The organism is Kosmotoga olearia TBF 19.5.1 (genome assembly GCF_000023325.1).
Taxonomy (GTDB): domain Bacteria; phylum Thermotogota; class Thermotogae; order Petrotogales; family Kosmotogaceae; genus Kosmotoga; species Kosmotoga olearia.
This window is the reverse complement of record NC_012785.1, coordinates 339,239-358,701: the sequence shown is the minus strand read 5'-3', so window position 1 is coordinate 358,701 and position 19,463 is coordinate 339,239. Positions and strand designations below refer to the sequence as shown.

20 protein-coding genes and 5 tRNA genes are annotated in these 19,463 nt (G+C 41.2%); 13 read left to right on the top strand and 12 right to left on the bottom strand.

Annotated features, from left to right (window positions below):
• Window positions 1-4 precede the first annotated feature (4 nt).
• A complete protein-coding gene (locus KOLE_RS01735; RefSeq protein ID WP_012744849.1) occupies window positions 5-2,020 on the top strand; it encodes an alpha-amylase family glycosyl hydrolase in 2,016 nt (671 codons plus the stop codon).
• A 26-nt stretch (window positions 2,021-2,046) separates the two neighbouring features.
• Here KOLE_RS01735 and KOLE_RS01730 read toward each other — a convergent pair whose 3' ends face one another.
• From KOLE_RS01730 to KOLE_RS01705, 6 genes are all read right to left on the bottom strand, one after another.
• On the bottom strand, window positions 2,047-2,310 hold the full coding sequence (locus tag KOLE_RS01730) for a stage V sporulation protein S (protein WP_012744848.1): 264 nt from the start codon (window positions 2,308-2,310) through the stop codon (window positions 2,047-2,049).
• Between the two features lie 49 nt (window positions 2,311-2,359).
• Window positions 2,360-2,436, bottom strand: a tRNA-Arg gene (locus tag KOLE_RS01725).
• A gap of 10 nt (window positions 2,437-2,446) precedes the next feature.
• Window positions 2,447-2,522: transfer RNA gene (locus tag KOLE_RS01720), tRNA-His, on the bottom strand.
• Between the two features lie 18 nt (window positions 2,523-2,540).
• Window positions 2,541-2,616, bottom strand: a tRNA-Arg gene (locus KOLE_RS01715).
• Window positions 2,617-2,692 (bottom strand) — tRNA-Gly (locus KOLE_RS01710).
• 5 nt (window positions 2,693-2,697) lie between these two features.
• A tRNA-Pro gene (locus KOLE_RS01705) sits at window positions 2,698-2,773 on the bottom strand.
• 169 nt (window positions 2,774-2,942) lie between these two features.
• Between KOLE_RS01705 and KOLE_RS01700 the strand changes: the two genes are divergently transcribed.
• The gene (locus KOLE_RS01700) at window positions 2,943-4,127 is read left to right on the top strand and encodes an ISNCY-like element ISKol11 family transposase (RefSeq protein ID WP_012744847.1); all 1,185 of its coding nucleotides are present in this window, start codon (window positions 2,943-2,945) and stop codon (window positions 4,125-4,127) included.
• 374 nt (window positions 4,128-4,501) lie between these two features.
• Here the strand turns inward: KOLE_RS01700 and KOLE_RS01690 are convergent, their stop codons facing one another.
• The 3 genes from KOLE_RS01690 to KOLE_RS01680 form a co-directional block, all read right to left on the bottom strand.
• Window positions 4,502-5,509 carry an IS3 family transposase gene (locus KOLE_RS01690; RefSeq protein ID WP_237697547.1) on the bottom strand — a complete coding sequence of 336 codons (1,008 nt, stop codon included), beginning with the start codon at window positions 5,507-5,509 and terminating at the stop codon, window positions 4,502-4,504.
• Window positions 5,431-5,808, bottom strand: a complete 378-nt coding sequence (locus KOLE_RS11720; RefSeq protein ID WP_012744844.1) for a helix-turn-helix domain-containing protein — start codon at window positions 5,806-5,808, stop codon at window positions 5,431-5,433. Before KOLE_RS11720 ends, KOLE_RS01690 begins: the two co-directional genes overlap by 79 nt.
• A 161-nt stretch (window positions 5,809-5,969) precedes the next feature.
• Complete coding sequence (locus tag KOLE_RS01680) at window positions 5,970-7,061, bottom strand: M24 family metallopeptidase (RefSeq protein WP_041288611.1); 1,092 nt, start codon at window positions 7,059-7,061, stop codon at window positions 5,970-5,972.
• A 405-nt stretch (window positions 7,062-7,466) separates the two neighbouring features.
• On the opposite strand from KOLE_RS01680, the gene KOLE_RS01675 reads away from it, so the two are divergent.
• On the top strand, window positions 7,467-7,739 hold the full coding sequence (locus KOLE_RS01675) for an HU family DNA-binding protein (RefSeq protein ID WP_012744842.1): 273 nt from the start codon (window positions 7,467-7,469) through the stop codon (window positions 7,737-7,739).
• Window positions 7,740-7,773: 34 nt separating this feature from the next.
• Here the strand turns inward: KOLE_RS01675 and uvrC are convergent, their stop codons facing one another.
• From uvrC to KOLE_RS01660, 3 genes are read right to left on the bottom strand one after another with little or no spacing between them, the layout of a single operon-like run.
• Window positions 7,774-9,498, bottom strand: coding sequence for an excinuclease ABC subunit UvrC (gene uvrC / locus KOLE_RS01670; protein ID WP_012744841.1), 1,725 nt, complete (start codon window positions 9,496-9,498; stop codon window positions 7,774-7,776).
• Window positions 9,488-10,024, bottom strand: coding sequence for a DUF501 domain-containing protein (locus tag KOLE_RS01665; RefSeq protein WP_012744840.1), 537 nt, complete (start codon window positions 10,022-10,024; stop codon window positions 9,488-9,490). The genes uvrC and KOLE_RS01665 overlap by 11 nt, the downstream gene beginning before the upstream one ends.
• The gene (locus tag KOLE_RS01660) at window positions 9,994-10,815 is read right to left on the bottom strand and encodes a 50S ribosomal protein L11 methyltransferase (protein ID WP_012744839.1); all 822 of its coding nucleotides are present in this window, start codon (window positions 10,813-10,815) and stop codon (window positions 9,994-9,996) included. Before KOLE_RS01660 ends, KOLE_RS01665 begins: the two co-directional genes overlap by 31 nt.
• 130 nt (window positions 10,816-10,945) lie before the next feature.
• On the opposite strand from KOLE_RS01660, the gene gatA reads away from it, so the two are divergent.
• From gatA to KOLE_RS01610, 10 genes are read left to right on the top strand one after another with little or no spacing between them, the layout of a single operon-like run.
• Window positions 10,946-12,352 carry an Asp-tRNA(Asn)/Glu-tRNA(Gln) amidotransferase subunit GatA gene (gene gatA / locus KOLE_RS01655; RefSeq protein ID WP_041288803.1) on the top strand — a complete coding sequence of 469 codons (1,407 nt, stop codon included), beginning with the start codon at window positions 10,946-10,948 and terminating at the stop codon, window positions 12,350-12,352.
• A gap of 1 nt (window position 12,353) precedes the next feature.
• Complete coding sequence (gene gatB / locus KOLE_RS01650) at window positions 12,354-13,799, top strand: Asp-tRNA(Asn)/Glu-tRNA(Gln) amidotransferase subunit GatB (protein ID WP_012744837.1); 1,446 nt, start codon at window positions 12,354-12,356, stop codon at window positions 13,797-13,799.
• The gene (locus KOLE_RS01645) at window positions 13,796-14,629 is read left to right on the top strand and encodes a hypothetical protein (protein ID WP_012744836.1); all 834 of its coding nucleotides are present in this window, start codon (window positions 13,796-13,798) and stop codon (window positions 14,627-14,629) included. The genes gatB and KOLE_RS01645 overlap by 4 nt, the downstream gene beginning before the upstream one ends.
• Window positions 14,629-15,777, top strand: a complete 1,149-nt coding sequence (gene hemW, locus KOLE_RS01640; protein WP_012744835.1) for a radical SAM family heme chaperone HemW — start codon at window positions 14,629-14,631, stop codon at window positions 15,775-15,777. The genes KOLE_RS01645 and hemW overlap by 1 nt, the downstream gene beginning before the upstream one ends.
• Window positions 15,761-16,219 carry a ferritin-like domain-containing protein gene (locus KOLE_RS01635; protein ID WP_012744834.1) on the top strand — a complete coding sequence of 153 codons (459 nt, stop codon included), beginning with the start codon at window positions 15,761-15,763 and terminating at the stop codon, window positions 16,217-16,219. The genes hemW and KOLE_RS01635 overlap by 17 nt, the downstream gene beginning before the upstream one ends.
• A 4-nt stretch (window positions 16,220-16,223) precedes the next feature.
• Entirely contained in the window at window positions 16,224-16,736 is a 513-nt protein-coding gene (locus KOLE_RS01630; RefSeq protein WP_012744833.1) for a deoxycytidylate deaminase, read from the top strand.
• Between the two features lie 2 nt (window positions 16,737-16,738).
• Complete coding sequence (locus tag KOLE_RS01625) at window positions 16,739-17,566, top strand: 2-oxoacid:ferredoxin oxidoreductase subunit beta (protein ID WP_012744832.1); 828 nt, start codon at window positions 16,739-16,741, stop codon at window positions 17,564-17,566.
• 6 nt (window positions 17,567-17,572) lie between these two features.
• Complete coding sequence (locus KOLE_RS01620; RefSeq protein ID WP_012744831.1) at window positions 17,573-18,178, top strand: 2-oxoacid:acceptor oxidoreductase family protein; 606 nt, start codon at window positions 17,573-17,575, stop codon at window positions 18,176-18,178.
• Entirely contained in the window at window positions 18,175-18,606 is a 432-nt protein-coding gene (locus KOLE_RS01615; protein WP_012744830.1) for a diacylglycerol kinase family protein, read from the top strand. Before KOLE_RS01620 ends, KOLE_RS01615 begins: the two co-directional genes overlap by 4 nt.
• Window positions 18,603-19,463: a M23 family metallopeptidase gene (locus KOLE_RS01610; RefSeq protein WP_012744829.1), complete on the top strand. Its 861-nt coding sequence runs from the start codon at window positions 18,603-18,605 to the stop codon at window positions 19,461-19,463. Before KOLE_RS01615 ends, KOLE_RS01610 begins: the two co-directional genes overlap by 4 nt.

The window sequence follows — 19,463 nt, the reverse complement described above, 5'->3', positions numbered from 1 at the left end:
TGAAATGTATCTTAAAAACATTGCCGCTTTTTTGAAAGAAAAGATCGATTCTGGCAAAGTTGATTACGCCATACCTCGCGAATGGTTCCCCAGGGATTATGAGGGAACGGTAAGACTCAAAGGTCAGTTCATCTATGTTAACCCATATGAATTTGGTTACAGTATAATTCGCGACATTCTGAGTAAGATGGAAGAGGGGAAGAATTACCTTCTTTCATTATCAAAGATTAACAAAGAAAGCTCCCCTGATTGGCTGAATGAAAGCATCATGTATTCCGCGCATATTCGTTCGACCTCAGCTTATCCACATCTTAATCCGAGAGTGTTTACTCCTATCGACAGCGAGGGGTATACGGAATCTGGCACAGTTCTCAAAATGATTTTCATGTTACCTTACTTGAAAGCTATGGGAATTAATACTATTTATTTCCTGCCGGTAACAAAATACAGCGACAAATTTAGAAAAGGCGAGGTTGGATCACCATATTCGGTAAAAAATTTCTTTGAGATAGACCCAAGGTATCATGATACTTTGTTGGATGGATTCAGTGTCGAAGAAGAATTCAAGGCTTTTATGGAGGCGTCTCACGCTCTTGGAATTCGCGTGATTCTTGATTTTATTCCCCGGACGTCAGCCCGCGACGCGGACCTAATTTTAGAACATCCGGATTGGTTTTACTGGATAGATGTTTCAGAGTTGGAAGATTACGCTCCGCCGAAAATCGAAGGGCTCGGCTTTGAACTTCCATCAAAAGAAAATCTGGAAAAGGTCTACTCCTCTGACATAGTAAAACAACATCTCAGGAAATTCAGATATGCACCAAACGTTATGGATCCTCAACGCTGGGAAAACTTTGTTGAAGCTAACAAAGGGAACCAGGATTTTTTAGAGGAACTGGTACGTGAGTTCAAAGTCATTACACCACCAGGTTTCTCGGATTGGATCAATGATTCTCAGCCAACCTGGAATGACATTACATTTCTCAGATTATATGAAGACCATCCTGAAGAGGCGAAAAAATATCTCGATGATCCTAAACAGCCGCCGTATATTCTTTTTGATGTAATAAAATCTTCTCTTTTCCCGGGGACCATACCCAATTCCGGCCTCTGGAAGGTGCTTCAAGACATAATGCCCTACTTTAATGAACATTTTGGGGTTGATGGTGCTCGCCTTGATATGGGGCATGCCCTTCCCGAGGCTCTTGAGCGTCAAATTGTAGAAGCGGCACGAAAAGCCGATCCAGCCTTTGCCATAATCGCGGAAGAGCTTGTTATGTCAAATGATGTTAAAGCAAAAGACTCGGGTTACAATGGTATTCTTGGGAATGTTTGGTGGATGGAAGCGAGATTTGAAGAAGGAAAAACGAAGGAACTTTGTTACGAAATCCTGCCGAAGCTAAAACTACCAGCTCTCGCAGCTGTTGAAACCCCCGATACCCCAAGGGCCTGTACCCGTAAGTATGGGAAGGTGTTTTCGAAATTTATGACGGCGTTGAATTTCTTTTTACCCAATACCATTCCTTTTATCAATGCTGGACAGGAAATCTTTGAGCGTCAGCCTATGAACCTCGGCCTCGACAACTCAGAAGAGGGAAGGTTTGTTCTTCCACCTGAGGATCCTTTTTATGGAAAACTGGCCTTTTTTGATCATTACGTTCTTCACTGGAATACGGAAGAAAACCTTTGTAAGTTGACCAGGCACCTTTCACAGCTCCGAATTTCAATGAATGCACTTTTGAAAGAGCCACACAACCTTAGATTACTTTTTGCCGAAGACAAACACGTTATCGGAATGTTGTATTGGAATAGTGAAAAAGGTTTAGTCATAGTGGGAAACATCAATTTCAATGAAATGAAGAACGTTACACTGGACCTCGGTTATTATACCTGGAGAGGCGAGCACACATTAAAGGTTTGCATGAAAGGTAAGGATATTGTTGATGAAACATGGAAAACATCAGGACCTTTAAACCTTTCGTTAGGTCCCGGTGATGTGTTTATTGCTGTAGTAGAATAGAAAAACAGGCCACCTGGCCTGTTTTTTTACTCTTTGGGTTTAACCACAAATTTTATAGCTGTTCTAACCTCACCGTCGATTTCAACATCGGCGAAAGACGGCAGACAAACAAGGTCAATTCCACTGGGAGCAACATAACCACGGGCGATTGCGATCGCTTTCACGGCTTGATTGACAGCGCCTGCTCCAATGGCTTGAACTTCTGCAACTCCCTTTTCCCTGATCACCCCTGCAAGAGCACCTGCAACCGCGTTTGGTTTTGAACTGGATGCAACTTTTAAAACCTCCATCTTTTGCTACCTCCTTTGAGTCTGGTGCGATAGCGCTTGGGAAAGACAGTGGCGCGCCCGGCAGGATTCGAACCCGCAACCATCGGATCCGAAGTCCGATGCTCTATCCAGTTGAGCCACGGGCGCGCACAAAAAATGGGGTGGCTAGTGGGATTTGAACCCACGACCACCTGATCCACAGTCAGGCGCTCTGCCAGCTGAGCTATAGCCACCATGATTAGAAGTATGTGTGGTGCGCCCGGCAGGATTCGAACCTGCAACCCTCGGATTAGAAGTCCGATGCTCTATCCATTGAGCCACGGGCGCTGGAGCGGCCGACGGGACTCGAACCCGCAACCCTCGGCTTGGAAGGCCGATGCTCTACCAATTGAGCTACAGCCGCATTACTGGTCGGGGAGACTGGACTTGAACCAGCGACCTCCTGTGCCCAAGACAGGCGCGCTGCCATCTGCGCTACTCCCCGTGCACGCATTAAATATATCAGATTTTGGTCTAAACGTCAATATCCCGAATTGCCTCATAAAAAATCTACTCGAAAAGGGAACGTTGCGTCAAAAATAAATCTACTCGAAAAAGAGGGATAATCTTCTCGAATACCAAAGAAGGTAGGCGAGAAGATGAAGAGGCTGGATATGAAAAATGTGGTGAAGGAGTATTCAAAAAGGTACAGAAAAGCTCGCAAAAAAGAAAAATCCGAGATTCTAGATGAATTCACCCGAGTTACCAAGTATAATCGTAGTTACGCATCGTTTTTACTACGAGGAGCCTTGAAAAAGCGAAAGGCAACCTCACCCAGCCAGAAAAAAGGTCGAAAGAAAAAATATGATCACAAAGTCTTCGTGAAACTCGTGAAGATATGGGAGATAATGGATTTTCCATGTGGTAAAAGGCTCGAAGCAGTGATGGACGAAGTAATAGATAATCTTGTTCGTAATGGGCATCTAACATTGGCTGAAGAAACAAAGAGGAAGCTTCTCAGCATAAGTGCTTCCACTATCGATAGATTGTTATCCAGCGAGAGGAAAAAGATGGAACTCAAAGGACGATCTCATACAAAGCCCGGAACACTTCTGAAAAAGCACATACGAATAAAAACACATTACGAGTGGGACGATACAAGACCAGGCTTTGTTGAGATTGACCTCGTTGGGCATGATGGCGGGAGTGTAAGTGGTGATTTTTGCTACAGCCTCAACATGGTAGATGTAGCAAGTGGTTGGAGTGTAGTGGCACCAATAAGAAACAAAGCGCAAATTTGGACATTAAAAGCTATAATTCAGTTGAGGAAAACGCTTCCCTTCACTTTATTAGGTATTCACTCAGATAACGGATCAGAATTTATTAATAGACACATATACCGTTATTGTGAAGATGAAGGGCTTCTATTCACCAGAACCCGGAGTTACAACAAGAATGATAATTGTCATGTCGAACAAAAGAACTGGTCTGTTGTAAGAAGAGCCGTTGGATATTACAGATACGACACAGAGGAAGAATTCCAAATACTAAAGGAGTTGTATGCGTCTCTGAATCTGTACAATAATCATTTTCAGCCAAATCAGAAAATCATTGAGAAAATTAGAAAAGGAAACAAGGTAAGCAAAAAATACGACCGCCCTACTACACCATACGAAAGGATCATGCGATCTCCCTGGGTTGACCAAGATAAAAAAGACAGGCTTCGCAGACAACACGAAGCCCTAGACATTTACAAACTCAAGAGTATAATAACACATTTGCAAGAGCAATTACTGAGCATCCAGATTGACAAATCGAAAGGAGGGATCCTCAACTATGTCCCTCTCAATTTTAAGTAGATTTTATTTTGAGGCATCCAATCTATTTCAAGTAGATTTATTTTTGAGGCATTACGTATCCCTAGCGGGAAATGGGGTTAGATTCGCTGACGCGAATGATGCAGGGCTAGTTATGGTTGTTGGTTACAGGTTGTGCGTTGTGCGTATCTTTTTCAAACCCCAGACCCCAACCCTATAGCCGCTCTTTTCAAAAGGGTGTTCTTCCCGTACAACCTACAGCCGTCTTTATCGTCGCTCCATCAGCTGACAGCCTCGCGAGCGTCAAATGTTTTTTCAACTGCGTAGCAGTTCGTGACAACTCAGAATGAGTTCGTGTCAATCCCGAAGGGATTCGTGCGGTCTGACCCCCAATAATGAGACACGGGTTAACGAGATCAAGCTTTAACAGACTGAATCATGGAAATGCTACAGTGTTTCTTAAAGGCTTGTGGTGTCATGTATTTCAAAGAACCATGTGGTCTGAGATTATGATAGAAATCCATGTACACCTGGTATTTCCGGTAAACGTCTTCCGCTCTCTCAAACACATTCATAGCCACAAATTCCCTTTGCACATTCGAATGCTGTGATTCAATAAAGGCCTGGGAATCAGGGTGGTGCTTTATCCCAAATTCCTGGATTATCTCGTTCTTTTCAAAATATTCCCGGGTGTAATTAGCTGTAAACAGGCTTCCATTATCCGTACGGACCAACTGAGGTACCGTTTCCTGGTAAAGCATTGCCCTTCCCAGTGTTCGGGTAAAATCTTTGCACTTGCAACTCTTCCCAAGATATGAACCCACTATTTCCCTTGAATATACATCTATTATGTCCAATAAGGCTATATTCCCTTCCTGTATTGTGGTTATGTACTTAATATCTGCTTCCCACAGTATTCCTGTCCTGTCTATCTCATGCTGGGTTGAGCGCCTAACAGGATGGTGCTGTTTCGGCCAGTATTTCCTGACATATCCCAGCTTCTTTCTCATTCTGTGTACTTTCTTGTGGTTCACTATTATCCCAAATTCATTCAGAAAATACTTGCTGAGCTTCTTGCTTCCTAATACTTTCAGATAATACTCAGGTTCATATGGATTCACTCTGCTGTATATGCCTTTGAGTAGTTTTTCAAGCTCTTTATCTTCGAACTTTTCACCGTTTGTCTTTAGACAGTAATTGCGCCTTCTACCTGGTTTTGTCTTTTTGAGAAAGAACACGGGTTTCTTCCTGCGATAGTAACTGCTTCTGGTTATTCCAAAGATTCTCAAAAGATAAGAGGTTGAAAAACCATAACCCATATATGTTTCAGCGAAAAGTTCAACTGCTAGCCTTTTCCAGTTTTTTTTAGAGCTTCTTTTAGCAACCTTATTTCCAATTCTTTCTCTGCTATTATGAGTTTGTATTTCTCGATTTCGTTGAGAACCCCTTTTAGCTCTTTTGGGTCTTTCTTTATCTTGTCAAGCCCTATCTCTTTGTACAGAACAGGTGGTATCTTCGTTGGATCAACAATGAAATCTCCAGCTCTGAGTTTCGGTTCAAAAGCACTTTCTCCCTCCGCTCTATATTTGTTTATCCAACCCCATAATGTAGAATCCGGTATCCCGTATTCTTCCCTGATTTCTCTTGTGTTTTTGTGGCCCTCTTCGTATTCCTTTACCACTTTTAGCTTCAATTCCATTGAATATTGTTCTCTGCCTCTCATCCCTTCGCCCCCTCTTCTTTCATACTATCACTTCGTTATCTCTTGTCCTATTTCTTTAGGGGGTGATTACGCGTGACACTGCGAAGCAGCTCTCTCGGACTCTCGGAATCTCGTTTCTTGATATTTACGCACAACCCGCAACGCTTTTTCTCGGTCCCAACTTACAATTCCATTATCCACGGACGAAAAACCTTCAGGTTTTCTACTTTCACAACGATCTTTGGGAAATCTTCTCCTAGTGTCAAAAATTCGGCGTTGCCGTCGTTTTTAATAAGAAAAGTATCTTCACTTCTGGCACTTTCGTAGTCGATCCCATAGGCATAAGCTGTACATGGTCTTATCTTTACATTCCTGGTGTAAACCAAAAAACTTCTGTCAACATATCCTGTGTGACCTCCTACATATAGTTCCTGTTTTTCTCTTTTGAGCCCGAGTACTGAATATGCCCGATGGATTTTATTGTAGACTTCTTCCATTGTTTCAGAGTTCAGAGTGTCAAATGCAAGGTGAGCGTAAAGAGCGCAGGCCTTTTCATGTACGGTAATAAGTTCTGAAGGTATGGTCCCAAAATAGAAAAATCTTGTGAGAGAAACTCGCAATCCCTGTTTTTGGGTGGTAAGCGATATTCTGAGATATCTTTTTACACGTTTCTCTGTGGAATGACTTTGAGAATAACTTGTGATACGTTCATCGGAACATACACCAATGAAGGGAACTTCAAGCCCCATTTCATTGAGTAGAGCTCTCAGTACCTTTTCAATTTCAATCTCTGTTAAACCAGGAGAAAGCTCTGGAGAGAATTCGTAAAGCATACTTTCACTCAGTTTCCCTACTGCTCTCAATCTTGTGAGTTCCCTTTCTGAAAGAACCATTTTTTCCGAATAGAAAGAGTCATCGACACCAATATATCCCTTCACTCCACGAAGTTCCGGTAGATCGGTTACTATAGTACCGAATTTGTGGCCAAGTTTTTCAAGTAAGGGTAGCGGATCGCCATACCAGGGATACTCTAAATACTCGAAGTCAAAACCGGTAAAAACCTCTTCTTTTAACCTTCTGTAGATTGTGGTTGGGCAAATTATGAGAACTCTGTCACTGAGGATAAGAATGAAAAATGACCCTCTGTCGGAAAAAAGATCCATTCTGGGATCAATATTTCCTTCGAATAGCCAGTAGATATTGGAAACCTTTCCGAATAGGGCGCCATTCGCATTTCTGCTCTGGTAATATTTTCTAACTGTGTTCAACCGCATAGTCACATCTTCTCCAATTTTTCTATCCTTTCAATATTCTAACATTACGAAGACTCCAAACAATGATGGCTATTTCCTGGAGTGACTGGCAAAGGTTCTCGAATCCACGATCTTTCTGAAAATAATTTAATTTTGGCCTGGTGGACGTAGAAATGAGGCTTAAATTGCATTCTTATATGATCACGAATTTTGAAGTTAAAAGGATGAAGAATTTAAGAATTTACCAGAAAGAACGAATTCTTAGAAGGTGGCAACGTTTGTAAATGGCTTTTGAACAATGTTCTATTCACCCCCTTTTTGTAACCATTTTCAACAAAGACTTACAGCTCTTATATAGTTGCAAAGACTACTTGAAAAGTGTTAGAATATCGACGACAGCTCATTTCTAGAATAGGGGGTGTTTCTGTGAACAAAAAGGAGCTTGTGGCAGAAATTGCTGGGAGAACTGGGGTAACAAAGAAACGTGCAGCAGAAATCCTTGACTGCTTTATCGAGATCGTCGGCGAGAAGCTTTCCAAGGGTGAGGAAGTCAAGCTCGTTGGTTTCGGTACCTTTGAGGTTGCTACCAGAAAGCCCAGAAAAGGCGTGAACCCAAGGACCAAGAAGCCCATCAAGATTCCTGGAGGAAAGGTTCCCAAGTTCAGAGCCGGTAAAGAATTAAAAGAGAAAGTTAAGTAATTTTCTTTCAAGAAAGCAGGGGTGAGAAATTGTCTCACCCCTGTTTTTTTGTCCATGCAAGTATCTGTTCAACAACTTTTCGATTTTTTATTACCTTCATGAGTTCCTCTTTGCTGGCCTTTTTTATGTTTGTCACACTTCCGAAGGCTCTAACCAGTGCCCTTTTTCTTTTTGGCCCAATACCGGGAATGTCATCGAGTCTTGATGTTGAAAACTTTCGCTCTCTTAAGACTCTGTGGTAGTTCACTGCGAATCTGTGTGATTCATCTCTAATCGTTGTCAACAATCGCAAAACGGGATGATCGGGTGAAAGTTTCAATCTTCCTCTGTTGTCAGGAAAAACTATTTCCTCTTCTTCTTTTGCTAATCCAATGAAATCTATCTTCTTCAGTCCGAGCTCTTCAAGTGACTCACGAACCGCTGCAAGTTGTGGAGCCCCTCCATCAACGAGCAGCAGATCCGGTGGTGGGTGTTTGGAATATCTACGTCTCATTAGTATTTTTAAAGCCTCGAAATCATTAGGTTCATTAAGCTCGGTGATTCTGTACCTGCGGTAACTAATCTTGTCGGGTTGGCCATTTCGAAACACAACAACGGAGGCAACGGTATAAACCCCCTGCGTATGTGAAATATCTACTCCTTCAATAATTCTTGGAATTTTGTTCAACCCCAATAGCTCTTTTGCCATTTTCAACGATTGTTGTACTTTTAATCGAATTCTCAGTTCTTCTATGGTATTGTCACTGGCTATCAGCAATAAACGTTTTTCCTCTTCGCTCCTTGGATTTCCTATGTATTCAAAATCTTCTGCTATTTCTTTGATTTCGGATTTATTCAGTCCAGGGACGATTAAAACGGGAGGTTTTCTGTGATTCTGGCCATAATAAAATTGTTGAATGAAATCCTTTAAATTTCCTTCGGGAAAATCGAAGGTCAATTTACCGAGCAATAGGCCACCCCTGACTTCCAATAATGTTACAATTCCAGAATCAAGAACAATAAAATCAGCGGTATAACTCTCTGAAACATCCACAGCTTGCTTGCTGTAAAGACGATCGAAGGAAACAAGAACATCGCGGATCTCTTTTGCTTTCTCAAATTGCAGGTTCTCAGCAAGTCTTTGCATACTTCTTTCCAGTTGTCTTCTGACATCCAGCGTTTTTCCATCGAGAAAGTCCATGAATCCACGAACCTGCTTCTGGTATTCTGCGTGGGAAATTTCCCCGGCGAGAGGGGCGGAACACATCTTCAAATGATACAGGAAGCACGGACGTCCTTTTTTACAGTCTCTATTATCCATACAGGATCGGAGTTTGAAGATTCTCTGGAGAAGGTCCAACAGATTCCTTACGAGGGTTATGCTGGTGTATGGACCGTAATAAAAACCTTTTCTATCCCGTATTCTTGTTATGGAGATGTATGGAAATTCATCATCAGAGATAAAAATATAGGGATAACGTTTGGAATCCTTGAGAAGAACATTGAATTTCGGTTTGTGTTGATAAATCAAATTTGCCTCAAGCAGCAGAGCTTCTTTCTCAGTGGGAACGACTATGAATTCTAGATCGTCAATCTCCTGATAAAGTTCTCTGGTTTTTCCATTTTGTTCGTGTGTTGAAGCACGAAAATATGAAGAAACCCTCTTTCTTAGTTTTTTTGCTTTTCCAATGTATATAATTTCTCCCTTTTTGTTTTTGAATAAGTAAATCCCGGGTTTCTCGGGAAGTTCCCGAACCTTTGCCAGGAGCTTATTTTTCAAATTTATTCACCAGCCTATCACAGATGATATCGTTTGGTGGACATTCTTGAAGTTCAATAATTTTCCAGATCAATTCTCCAATGGGATTCTTTATGCCTCCCATGTAATTTGCTAACTGGAGATGGAGACATTTTACACGTTTTAGATCTTTTATGCCGCCTATGCCTCTCTCAATAATGGCATTGCGTTGCCATTCACTTATTGAAAGAGAAGCAAGGAGTTGTTCTTTCAAATCTTTGGTTTCCTTATGTGCTTTCACATATGCTTTCATAAAGTTTTCGTCGTTTTCCAGCCTGCTTTCTATGGTTTTAATCATACCTTTTTCTTCGAGCTTTGAAATTTCCTTCAAGAGAAGTGGGCATGTCAACCAAAACAATGTGGGAAAAGGTTTTCCATTTGTAATCAATGAAGATTTTATACACTGCGGATATCCCCAGCTACACCTTCTAACAACGGTAAAATCATTTTCTATATCTCTACCAAGCTGAAGCTTTATTATTTCTTTTTCATTGCTAAAGCCACCCATTCTCCTTCCGCCTTTCGTTCCAGAAGCAAATAATGACGCTTTAGTTCTTCTGTGAACTTTTCTTCTTTGTTACTGATGATTCCTGAAAGTATCAGTATTCCATCGTCATAAAGGAAGTTTTTTGCGTCTTCGTAGAACTTGCTGAGAAGCTCGACGATCATATTAGATACTATGATATGAAATTTTTCATCTGAAGCCAGAGCCTGAAGGAAATTAGATTCTAGTATGTTCAACGATACCCCGTTGATTTTAGACGTCTCACGTGTCTTTTCTATGGCATTTGGATCGTTATCGATTCCAACAACGTGCCCTGCCCTGAGCTTTGCCGCTAGCACCGAAAGGATTCCGGTGCCGCACCCCACATCCAGCAGACTGTCTCCGGGCTTAAGGAACTTTTTCAATAATTCGGCTGCTAATCTGGTGCTCTCATGCAGCCCAGTTCCAAATGCTAATCCAGGAATTATACCAATCTGATCATTTTGATAAATCGGTGCTGGTTTTTCAAGCGGGACAACAGTTATACCGTCACAGAGTTCGAAAGGTTTTAAGCTCTCTCTAAATTTTTTATGCCAATTATCGCTGCTTTCATCTTCCAGATATTTGAATGGGAAATCCTTCAAAAAATCGGGAACTTCTTCATCTGCCACCAGATAAAGATGGGCAATCCATTCTCCATCAGACACGTTTTCGAAATAGATGTTAAAGAAACCGTTTTTAACGGATAAGTCTTCGAGTTCTTCACGCGTTTCATTGTTTACAATCGCCACAAAGTGTTTGTATCTTTCAAACATTCCATCACTCCTGTTAGGTTATGATTCAGAGTAAAATTACCCGATAGCTTTTACAAGCTTTTCAATATATGATGCTACAATACTTTTGTAAAAATGGGAGGTGGGTCAGTTGCCAAATAAATTTCTTCGAATGAAAATAAAAGAACTCGTAAATCTAAAGGACAAAGAAAGCATTTTTCGTTTCTTTAACGATAGGATTAACACCTACAATGATGAACTGAATGCTTTTACAGAGATAATTCCCGATCCTGATAGAACCTCAGGAGAAGGGCCACTTAATGGGATTCCCTACGCCTTAAAGGATAACATTCTTGCCAGAGGAACTAAAACCACATGTGGCAGTAAGATTCTATCAAATTATAAATCAGTCTACGATGCCACGGTAACAAAGCGTCTTAGGGACTCTGGAGCAATATTGATGGGAAAGACAAATATGGACGAATTCGCTATGGGGTCTTCAACGGAATTCTCAGCTTTTGGACCTTCAAAGAATCCATGGGATGCAAATAGAGTTCCGGGTGGAAGCAGTGGTGGAAGTGCTGCCGCAGTAGCTGCAGGTTTGGTCCCCTTTGCTCTGGGAAGTGATACTGGAGGTTCCATCAGGCAACCTGCCGCTTTTTGCGGTGTTGTGGGTTATAAGCCTAGCTATGGATTGGTTTCGCGTTATGGACTGGTAGCTTTTGCCTCATCTCTTGATCAAATCGGTCCAATAACTCGATGTGTGGATGATGCCGTTGAAGTAGCAAAAGTAATAATCGGATTCGATCCAGATGATTCCACAACGATCGAGCATCCTTTGAACTTTGAAAACGAAGAGCCGAAAGACTTAACCGGCCTAAAATTCGCCCTTCCTGGGGAAATGATTGAATATCCCGGGCTTCAAGAAAGTGTAAAAGAGGTATTTATTAAAATGGTGGAATCTATCGAAAAAGCTGGCGGTATCGTGGAGAAGGTCTCCATTCCATCACTCAAATATGTTGTTGCCACTTATTATCTTATAGCACCAGGAGAAGCGAGTTCGAACCTTTCTCGTTATGATGGTATTAGATACGGACAGCGTAAAGATGCGGATAGATATGAAGAAGTTGTTAATCAAAGCAGGGATTTTGGTTTTGGCGACGAAGTGAAGAGAAGGATACTTCTCGGGACCTTTACCTTAAGCGCAGCCTATTATGACGCGTACTACCGTAAAGCCCTGAGGGTTAGAAAGCTTATTTCAAAAGAAATCAATGAGATTCTCTCGAAATACGATTTTGTGATCAACCCAACGAGCCCTATTGTAGCTCCTAAGATAGGTGAAATAAGCGATCCTTTGACTTATTATCTAATGGATATTTACACGATTCCGGCCAATCTTGCTGGTCTTCCCGCAATATCACTTCCAGCAGGCGCTTATGAAGGGTTACCCGTTGGTTTTCAGATGATGGCGAGACGATTCGAAGATGTTCGGATGTTAAACACAGCAAGAATTCTGGAGAAGCTTTCTCCATCTTATGATGAAAATGGTCTGGCGAGAATAGCTGAAAGGTGGTATTGACATGTATAAAGCAGTTATAGGTTTGGAGATACATGCCCAGCTCTCAACAGTGACAAAGGCCTTTTGTAATTGTAGCGCCGATGTCTTCGAATTGGAACCTAATACTGCAATCTGCCCGGTTTGTACCGGGCAACCGGGATCGTTACCGGTCCTGAACGAAAAAGTTGTGGAATATGCTTTGAAAGCTGCACTGGCTTTTAATTGTGAGATTAACCTTTTCTCTTCCTTTGATCGAAAAAATTACTTTTACCCGGATCTTCCCAAGGGGTACCAGATAACGCAGTATTTTCATCCAATAGCAGAACATGGTTATCTTATGATAGGAACAGGTGAAAGTAGAAAGAAGGTACGAATAAGGAGAATACATATAGAAGAAGATGCCGGAAAAATGCTCCATCAGGGAGCAGATTCCATATCTGGAGCCACGGAAAGTTTTGTCGATTTGAATCGTTGTGGTGTGCCGCTTATAGAAATTGTCACGGAGCCGGATTTGAATTCTCCAAAAGAAGCCAGGGAGTTTATGGAGCTTTTGAGAGATACCCTTAGATACATAGAGGTATGCAGTGGAGATATGGAAAAAGGAGCTTTACGTTGTGATGCCAATATATCCGTTTACGACACAGAGACAGGTAAATCCTCGGAAAGGGTGGAAGTAAAGAACATAAATTCTTTTAAGTTTGTTGAAAAAGCTCTGGAGTTTGAATTTGAGAGAATAAAAGCAGCTCTGGAAAACGGCGAAAATATTGTACGGGAAACCAGAAGCTGGAACTTTTCTGCGCGGGAAACCACTTCAATGAGATCCAAAGAAGAGGAGAATGATTACAGATACTTTCCGGAGCCAGATCTTCCGGAACTGAAATTGACGCAGGAATATGTGGATAAAGTGAAAAAAGAATTGCCGGAACTTCCATGGGAAAAACAGAGTCGATTTGTGCAGGAGTACGGTATCCCTGAGTACGACGCGTCAGTACTGTGCTCGGACAAAGAACTTGCCAATTTCTTTGAGGATGTTGCGAGAGCCACCGGAAAACCAAAAGAAACATCAAACTGGATAATGACGGAGTTTTTAAGAGAGCTAAAGCAGCGGAACGCTTCCGTAGATCAGCTTGGTATCAAGCCAGAGCATTTCGTCGATCTCTTTAAACTTCTGGATTCAGGAAAAATTTCCACGAAAATAGCGAAAGAGCTCTTCTCAAAAATGGTAGAGAACAAAAAAATGCCATCAGAACTGGTTGAAGAACTTGGTTTACAGCAGATAAACGATGAAAAGTTGATAGAAGAGCTTATAAGAAAAGCCATGGAGGCAAATCCGAAGGCTGTTAAACAATACAGGAGCGGCAAAAAAGGCGTTGCGGGATATTTCGTTGGTATCGTGATGAAAGGAACGAAAGGAAAAGCCAATCCAGCTCTTGTAAATGAGATTGTCAGGAGGTTGCTGGAAGAATGAAAAAAACATTTATGATAGGCCTATTTATCATTTTTTCTGTTTTGATATATGCTGCACCCACAGTACGATTTACACTTCAGGATGCTTTTTGGTCAACTGAATTCGAATTGCCGTTGTTTTTTGACAGCGTGGGATTGAACATCTCGCTTTTTTCCGGGAATCCATACCTTGGGGTTTATTATCACGACAGCTGGGAGGAATATTCCACGGGTTTTTTCAAGATAAAAGTAAAAGATGGAAACCTGTTTTTTGGAATAATAGCTAGCGATACTGGTGATTTTTGCGCGTATGGAAGATTAGTATCGAATTCTTATAAAGCCCCTTTGTTCTCCCATTCCTACAATGAGGTTTATTTGTTTTCTAACGGTGGATATCGGAGTTATTCCAGGGTTAATCTTCGTATGCCTATTGGTGCTTTCAACACAGGAGTACGTGTAATCAACAGGAGTGATAATAATTCGAAATTCTGGGATTCCGAATTATACTTTTTTGCAAAGGATTTCAGCAGGAGCTTTAGGCTATTTTTAACAGAGAGCTGGGGTCAGTTGACATTAGACATAGAAACAATTGATTCGCTGGGAGAGCTGGGATACGGAGCTGGTATAGGAGCTTCAATCGCAGAATTTTCTCCTGGCATAGCTCTTTACTTAAACAGACTAGTTAAGATAGGAACAACCAATTTGACGGTGTCTGCTAAGATGTTTATTGGATTGGATGAGGTTAAAACACATCTCCTCGTCAGCAATCTTGGTAATCGTGAGCTGTTTGCTTTGGGGATCGGTTTGAATAATTTAGATGTTGTCACGATGTTCGTGAGGTTCATTTATTAATGAAAGAGGTTGGAATATACATACATCTCCCCTTTTGCAAAAGGAAATGCGATTACTGCGATTTTTTGACACTGCCGTTTGATGCAGATCAAGCGGAGACCTATAATAAAGCCTTGTTAAGCGAAATAGAGTTGTGGACTTCTAACAATGAATTAATGCTAAAAACCCTGTACTTTGGCGGTGGGTCCCCCTCATTGTATCAGCCTCGTTTTCTCGAGAAACTTATCGATAGACTCGCTTTCTCTTCACAGTTTCAGGTAGAAGAATTGACTCTTGAAGCCAATCCATGGGAGATAACTTGCGAAAATCTGAGAGACTGGAAGGAGCTTGGTGTAAACAGATTGAGCATCGGAATACAGACAGCGCCAACAGAAGTACTCAACAACGTTGGCCGAAAAAATCCAGTAGATTTGCTCAGAAGATTAGGGTTTGCGCGGGAAGCCTTTGATAACGTAAATTTTGACTTTATTTTAGGGCTTCCAGGTGAGAGCCGCGAAACCTTTGAGAATAATATAAAACTCATAGAAAGGTTCCTACCTGAACATATTTCCTATTATATCCTCGATACCGACCATGACACTCCTTTGATGAGAAGAGTTTTAACTGGTAAAATTGAGCTGCCGAGCGTAGATTTGATAACGGAACTACATGAACATCTTATCAAAACCCTTGAAGAGAAGGGATATAATCGTTACGAAATCTCTTCGTGGTCAAGGGAAGGTTACCAGTGTATACACAACAAAAACTACTGGGAAAACGGGGAATACGTCGGCTTGGGGATTTCTGCAGGTGGTCATTTCAATCGATTTAGATATGTCAACACAACTTCATTTTCGGAGTATGTGAAGGCAATGAATGTTGGACACTTTGCAAGAGAGTACGAACATCAAAACAATGATTTAGAGGAACTTTTCGAAACCCTTTTTATGGGGCTCAGGCTTGTTGAAGGTGTCAGAATCAGCAGATTCCAGGTGAATGAGTCATTGCTGGAGAAAGTGGTAGAGAGAATAGAAAAAAGTTTGGAAGGTTTTGTTATAGTGGATAATGAAAGGATCAAACTCAACGATAGGGGTCTTGATCTTTCGAAAGTTGTGTTTGAAAGACTGATGGGGATAAAGGAGGAGATTGAAGATGTTTTCACCTCATGAGATACTGGAGATTGCTTTGAATATTGAGGTTGAGGGTTACAAGTTTTATATGACCATGGCGAAAAACAGTAATAGAGAAGATGCAAAATCCACTTTTCAATATCTCGCGAAGCAGGAAGAAGAGCATATGCAAACATTCAAAACCCTCCTGAAGCGTTTCGAGGAAGAAGCCGATAATCTGATAAACTGGGATGAAGCTTCCGATTATCTTAAGACGATGAGTGAACACAAGGTTTTTCCGGATTCAGCCACATTGGTCAAACGGTTTGCAAACAGTGAACCTGAAGAGGTTATTCGCTATGCTATCGAAAGAGAGAAAGAAACGGTTATATTCTATTATGAGTTGCTGGAGATAATTACTGACAATGAGGCCAAAGAAGCAGTGAAGAAGATAATAGTGGAAGAAAAGAAACATGTGGTAACTCTAAGGGAGTTGTTGTAAGAATATGAAGAAAGATGTGATAGAAGCATTTTTAAAAAAATTTAAAGTCGAAGAAAAACCAAGAGATTCAAAGGATTGGGATTCTTACTTCATGAGTCTTGCGCATTTGATAAAAGAACGTTCCAGCTGTTTACATAGAAAAGTTGGAGCGATCATTGTTAGAGAAAACAGGATTCTGGCAACCGGTTATAATCAGCCCCCCTCAGGATTTCCCCACTGCAATGAAATTGAGTGTATAAGAGATGCGCTTTCGATACAATCCGGTGAAAATCAAGAAATCTGCTATGCTGCTCACGCTGAACAAAATGCTCTTTCTCAGGCTGCAAAGTTTGGTATCTCTACTGATGGTGCAACCATATATGTAACTCACAAGCCTTGCTCCATTTGTGCGCGGTTAATAATCAATGCAGGGATAAAACGTGTTGTTTATGATGTTGATTATCCTGATCCACTGTCTGAGTTTTTGCTAGAAAAAACCGGCGTCATCTTAGAACATTATGAGAATGCGGGGAGGTAATCATGGCGATTACAAGATTAACCAAGTACCTGAGACAGGATAGAATGCCTCATGTATGGTGTCCGGGTTGCGGAAATGGCGTAATAATGAAAGCATTTATCGATGCTGTTGACAAAGAACAACTCGATCCAGATAGAATAGCTGTGGTATCAGGTATTGGTTGTTCTTCGAGGGTTACAGGTTACCTAAACTTCAATACCTTGCACACCCTTCACGGGCGTGCAATAGCCTTTGCGACCGGTGTAAAGCTGGCAAGACCCGAATTCAATGTTGTTGTTATGGGGGGAGATGGGGATTTGCTGGCAATCGGCGGTAATCATTTTATCCACGCATGTCGTAGAAATATGGATATAACAATCATTGTTTTCAACAATCAGATTTACGGGATGACTGGTGGTCAGTATTCGCCTACTACCCCGGAAGACATGTATGCGGCAACCGCGCCGTACGGAAACGTCGAGAATAATTTTGATGTGGTTAACCTGGCTGTTAATTCTGGTGCTACATACGTGGCGAGAAGCACCGTTTACCACTATGCCCAGATGGTAACGTACATTAGAAAAGCCCTAAAACATAAAGGATGTTCTGTTGTTGAGATACTCACAAACTGTCATACGTATTTTGGACGTTATAACGGAATGCCTGTTCCTACGGGTATGCTTCAGCACTTCAAAGAAAATGCCGTCCTGCTGACGAAAGCAATGAAAATGTCCGAAGAAGAACTTACTGGAAAGATAATTACGGGTGAGTTCGTGAACGTAGAAAGGGAAACCTATACCCATAGATACGAAAAACTGAAAGAAAAACTTCTTGAAGAAAACGAGGAGTGATAATAGGTGGCAGTCTCTTATCCACATTCAATAAGAATATCAGGTATTGGTGGCCAGGGAAACGTTCTTATGGGAATAATACTAGCCGATGCACTTGTTTCTAAGAGATACTGGGTTGTTCAGACTCAATCCCATGGCGCTCAGGTTCGTGGGGGATTGTCGTACTGCGATGTCTTGTTTTGCAAAGAACCGATCGATTATCCAGAAGCGAGCAGTTTTGATGTTATCTACAGCATGCACCAATTCGCTCTGAATATGCATGCGATTCTACTCAAAACGAATGGAATTCTAATAGTCGATAATTCTTACATTGACAGGATACCCAAAGAAGCCTTCAGAGCCACGAAAAAAATAATTATTCAACCCGTTACAAAAATTGTTGAAGAAAAACTTGGCTCAAGTTTACCAGCGAACATGGCCGGTCTTGGAATGATTGCAAAAGCAGCGAATCTATTGCAATCCGATGAGCTAAAAAAAGCTATGAAAAAGTATATAAAGCCTAAATATCATGAACTGAATGAAAAAGCAATCGATCTTGGATTTTCCCTGATTGAAAGATCCTATGTATTAAAGGAAGAGAGACATGATTTTGTGGGAAGAGGGTTCGAATGAGCAGGTTTATAAAGAGCCTCACACATGCATTTGATGGATTTACGCATTTATTCAAGACGCAACGTAATTTTAGAATCCAGCTTATTATTGGGTTTATTGTGCTCTTTTTTGCTATTCTTTATCAACTTGATGACTCGGATCTTTTGTGGATCATATTCTCAGTTTTCATAGTATGGATACTTGAAGGGGTAAATACATTAATAGAAGAACTATCTGATTTATTGGAGCCGCGATTTAACACTAAAGTGAAGGTCATCAAGGATGTTGCGGCGAGCGTTGTACTTTTTGGAGCATCGATGACCATATTTATTGGCTTGAACGTGTTTGGTAGAGCGATTTTCGGGTTTTCTTCTATTTATACCTTTCCATTTGGTATAATCATTGTTGTTTTGGTGTTCTTAATTAGTCGTGGAGGTGTTGAAAGGTGAAGTTGAAGCACATAATGCTGTTAGTTTTTATAATTGCTGTTGCACATTTATACGCCTATATGCTATTAACTTATGAAGTTCAACCTGGAGATACACTTTACGAAATTGCCAGAAGATTTGACGTACATATATCTACCATCCTTGATTTCAATGATATTGAAAATCCGAGGCTTTTGCGTGTTGGAGAACAGCTTATTATTCCTCAACCTGATGGGCTCCTTTATGAAGTAAAAAAAGGTGATACCTTGACCTACATTGCTAAACTGTTTTTTACGCCATTGGAACCGCTTTTGAAGGCTAATAACCTTACCAGAGATAGCTGGGTGTTTCCAGGACAGAAGATTTTTATTCCAGCATCCATTATTAACGTTTTTGCTTATGAACCAATAGAAAAACCTTTGAGGTGGCCTGTATACGGATATATAAGTTCTTATTATGGAATGAGAATTCATCCTATCACCGGCCAAAGAAAATTTCATACTGGTTTGGACATTGCCGCTCCGGAAGGAGCACCAATTTTTGCAGCTGGAAGAGGAACAGTTGTGTTTGCAGGTTTTGACAAAGGGTATGGTTATATGGTTGAAATAATGCATGATGACGGTGAAACGGTAACGAGATACGCACATATGAGTCACATAAGTGTTTACGTTGGGCAACATGTTTATGCTGGAGATCTTCTCGGGAGAGTGGGTAGCACCGGATTAGCAACGGGGCCTCACGTTCATTTTGAGGTAAGGCGGCTCGCTGCTGACGGAAAGTCTTATCCACGTGATCCAATAGCTTTTTTGCCTACAAGAGACCTTATTTACTATGTTAGAGAATACAAACACGATGGAACTCAGAGTGGTGGGAAGTGA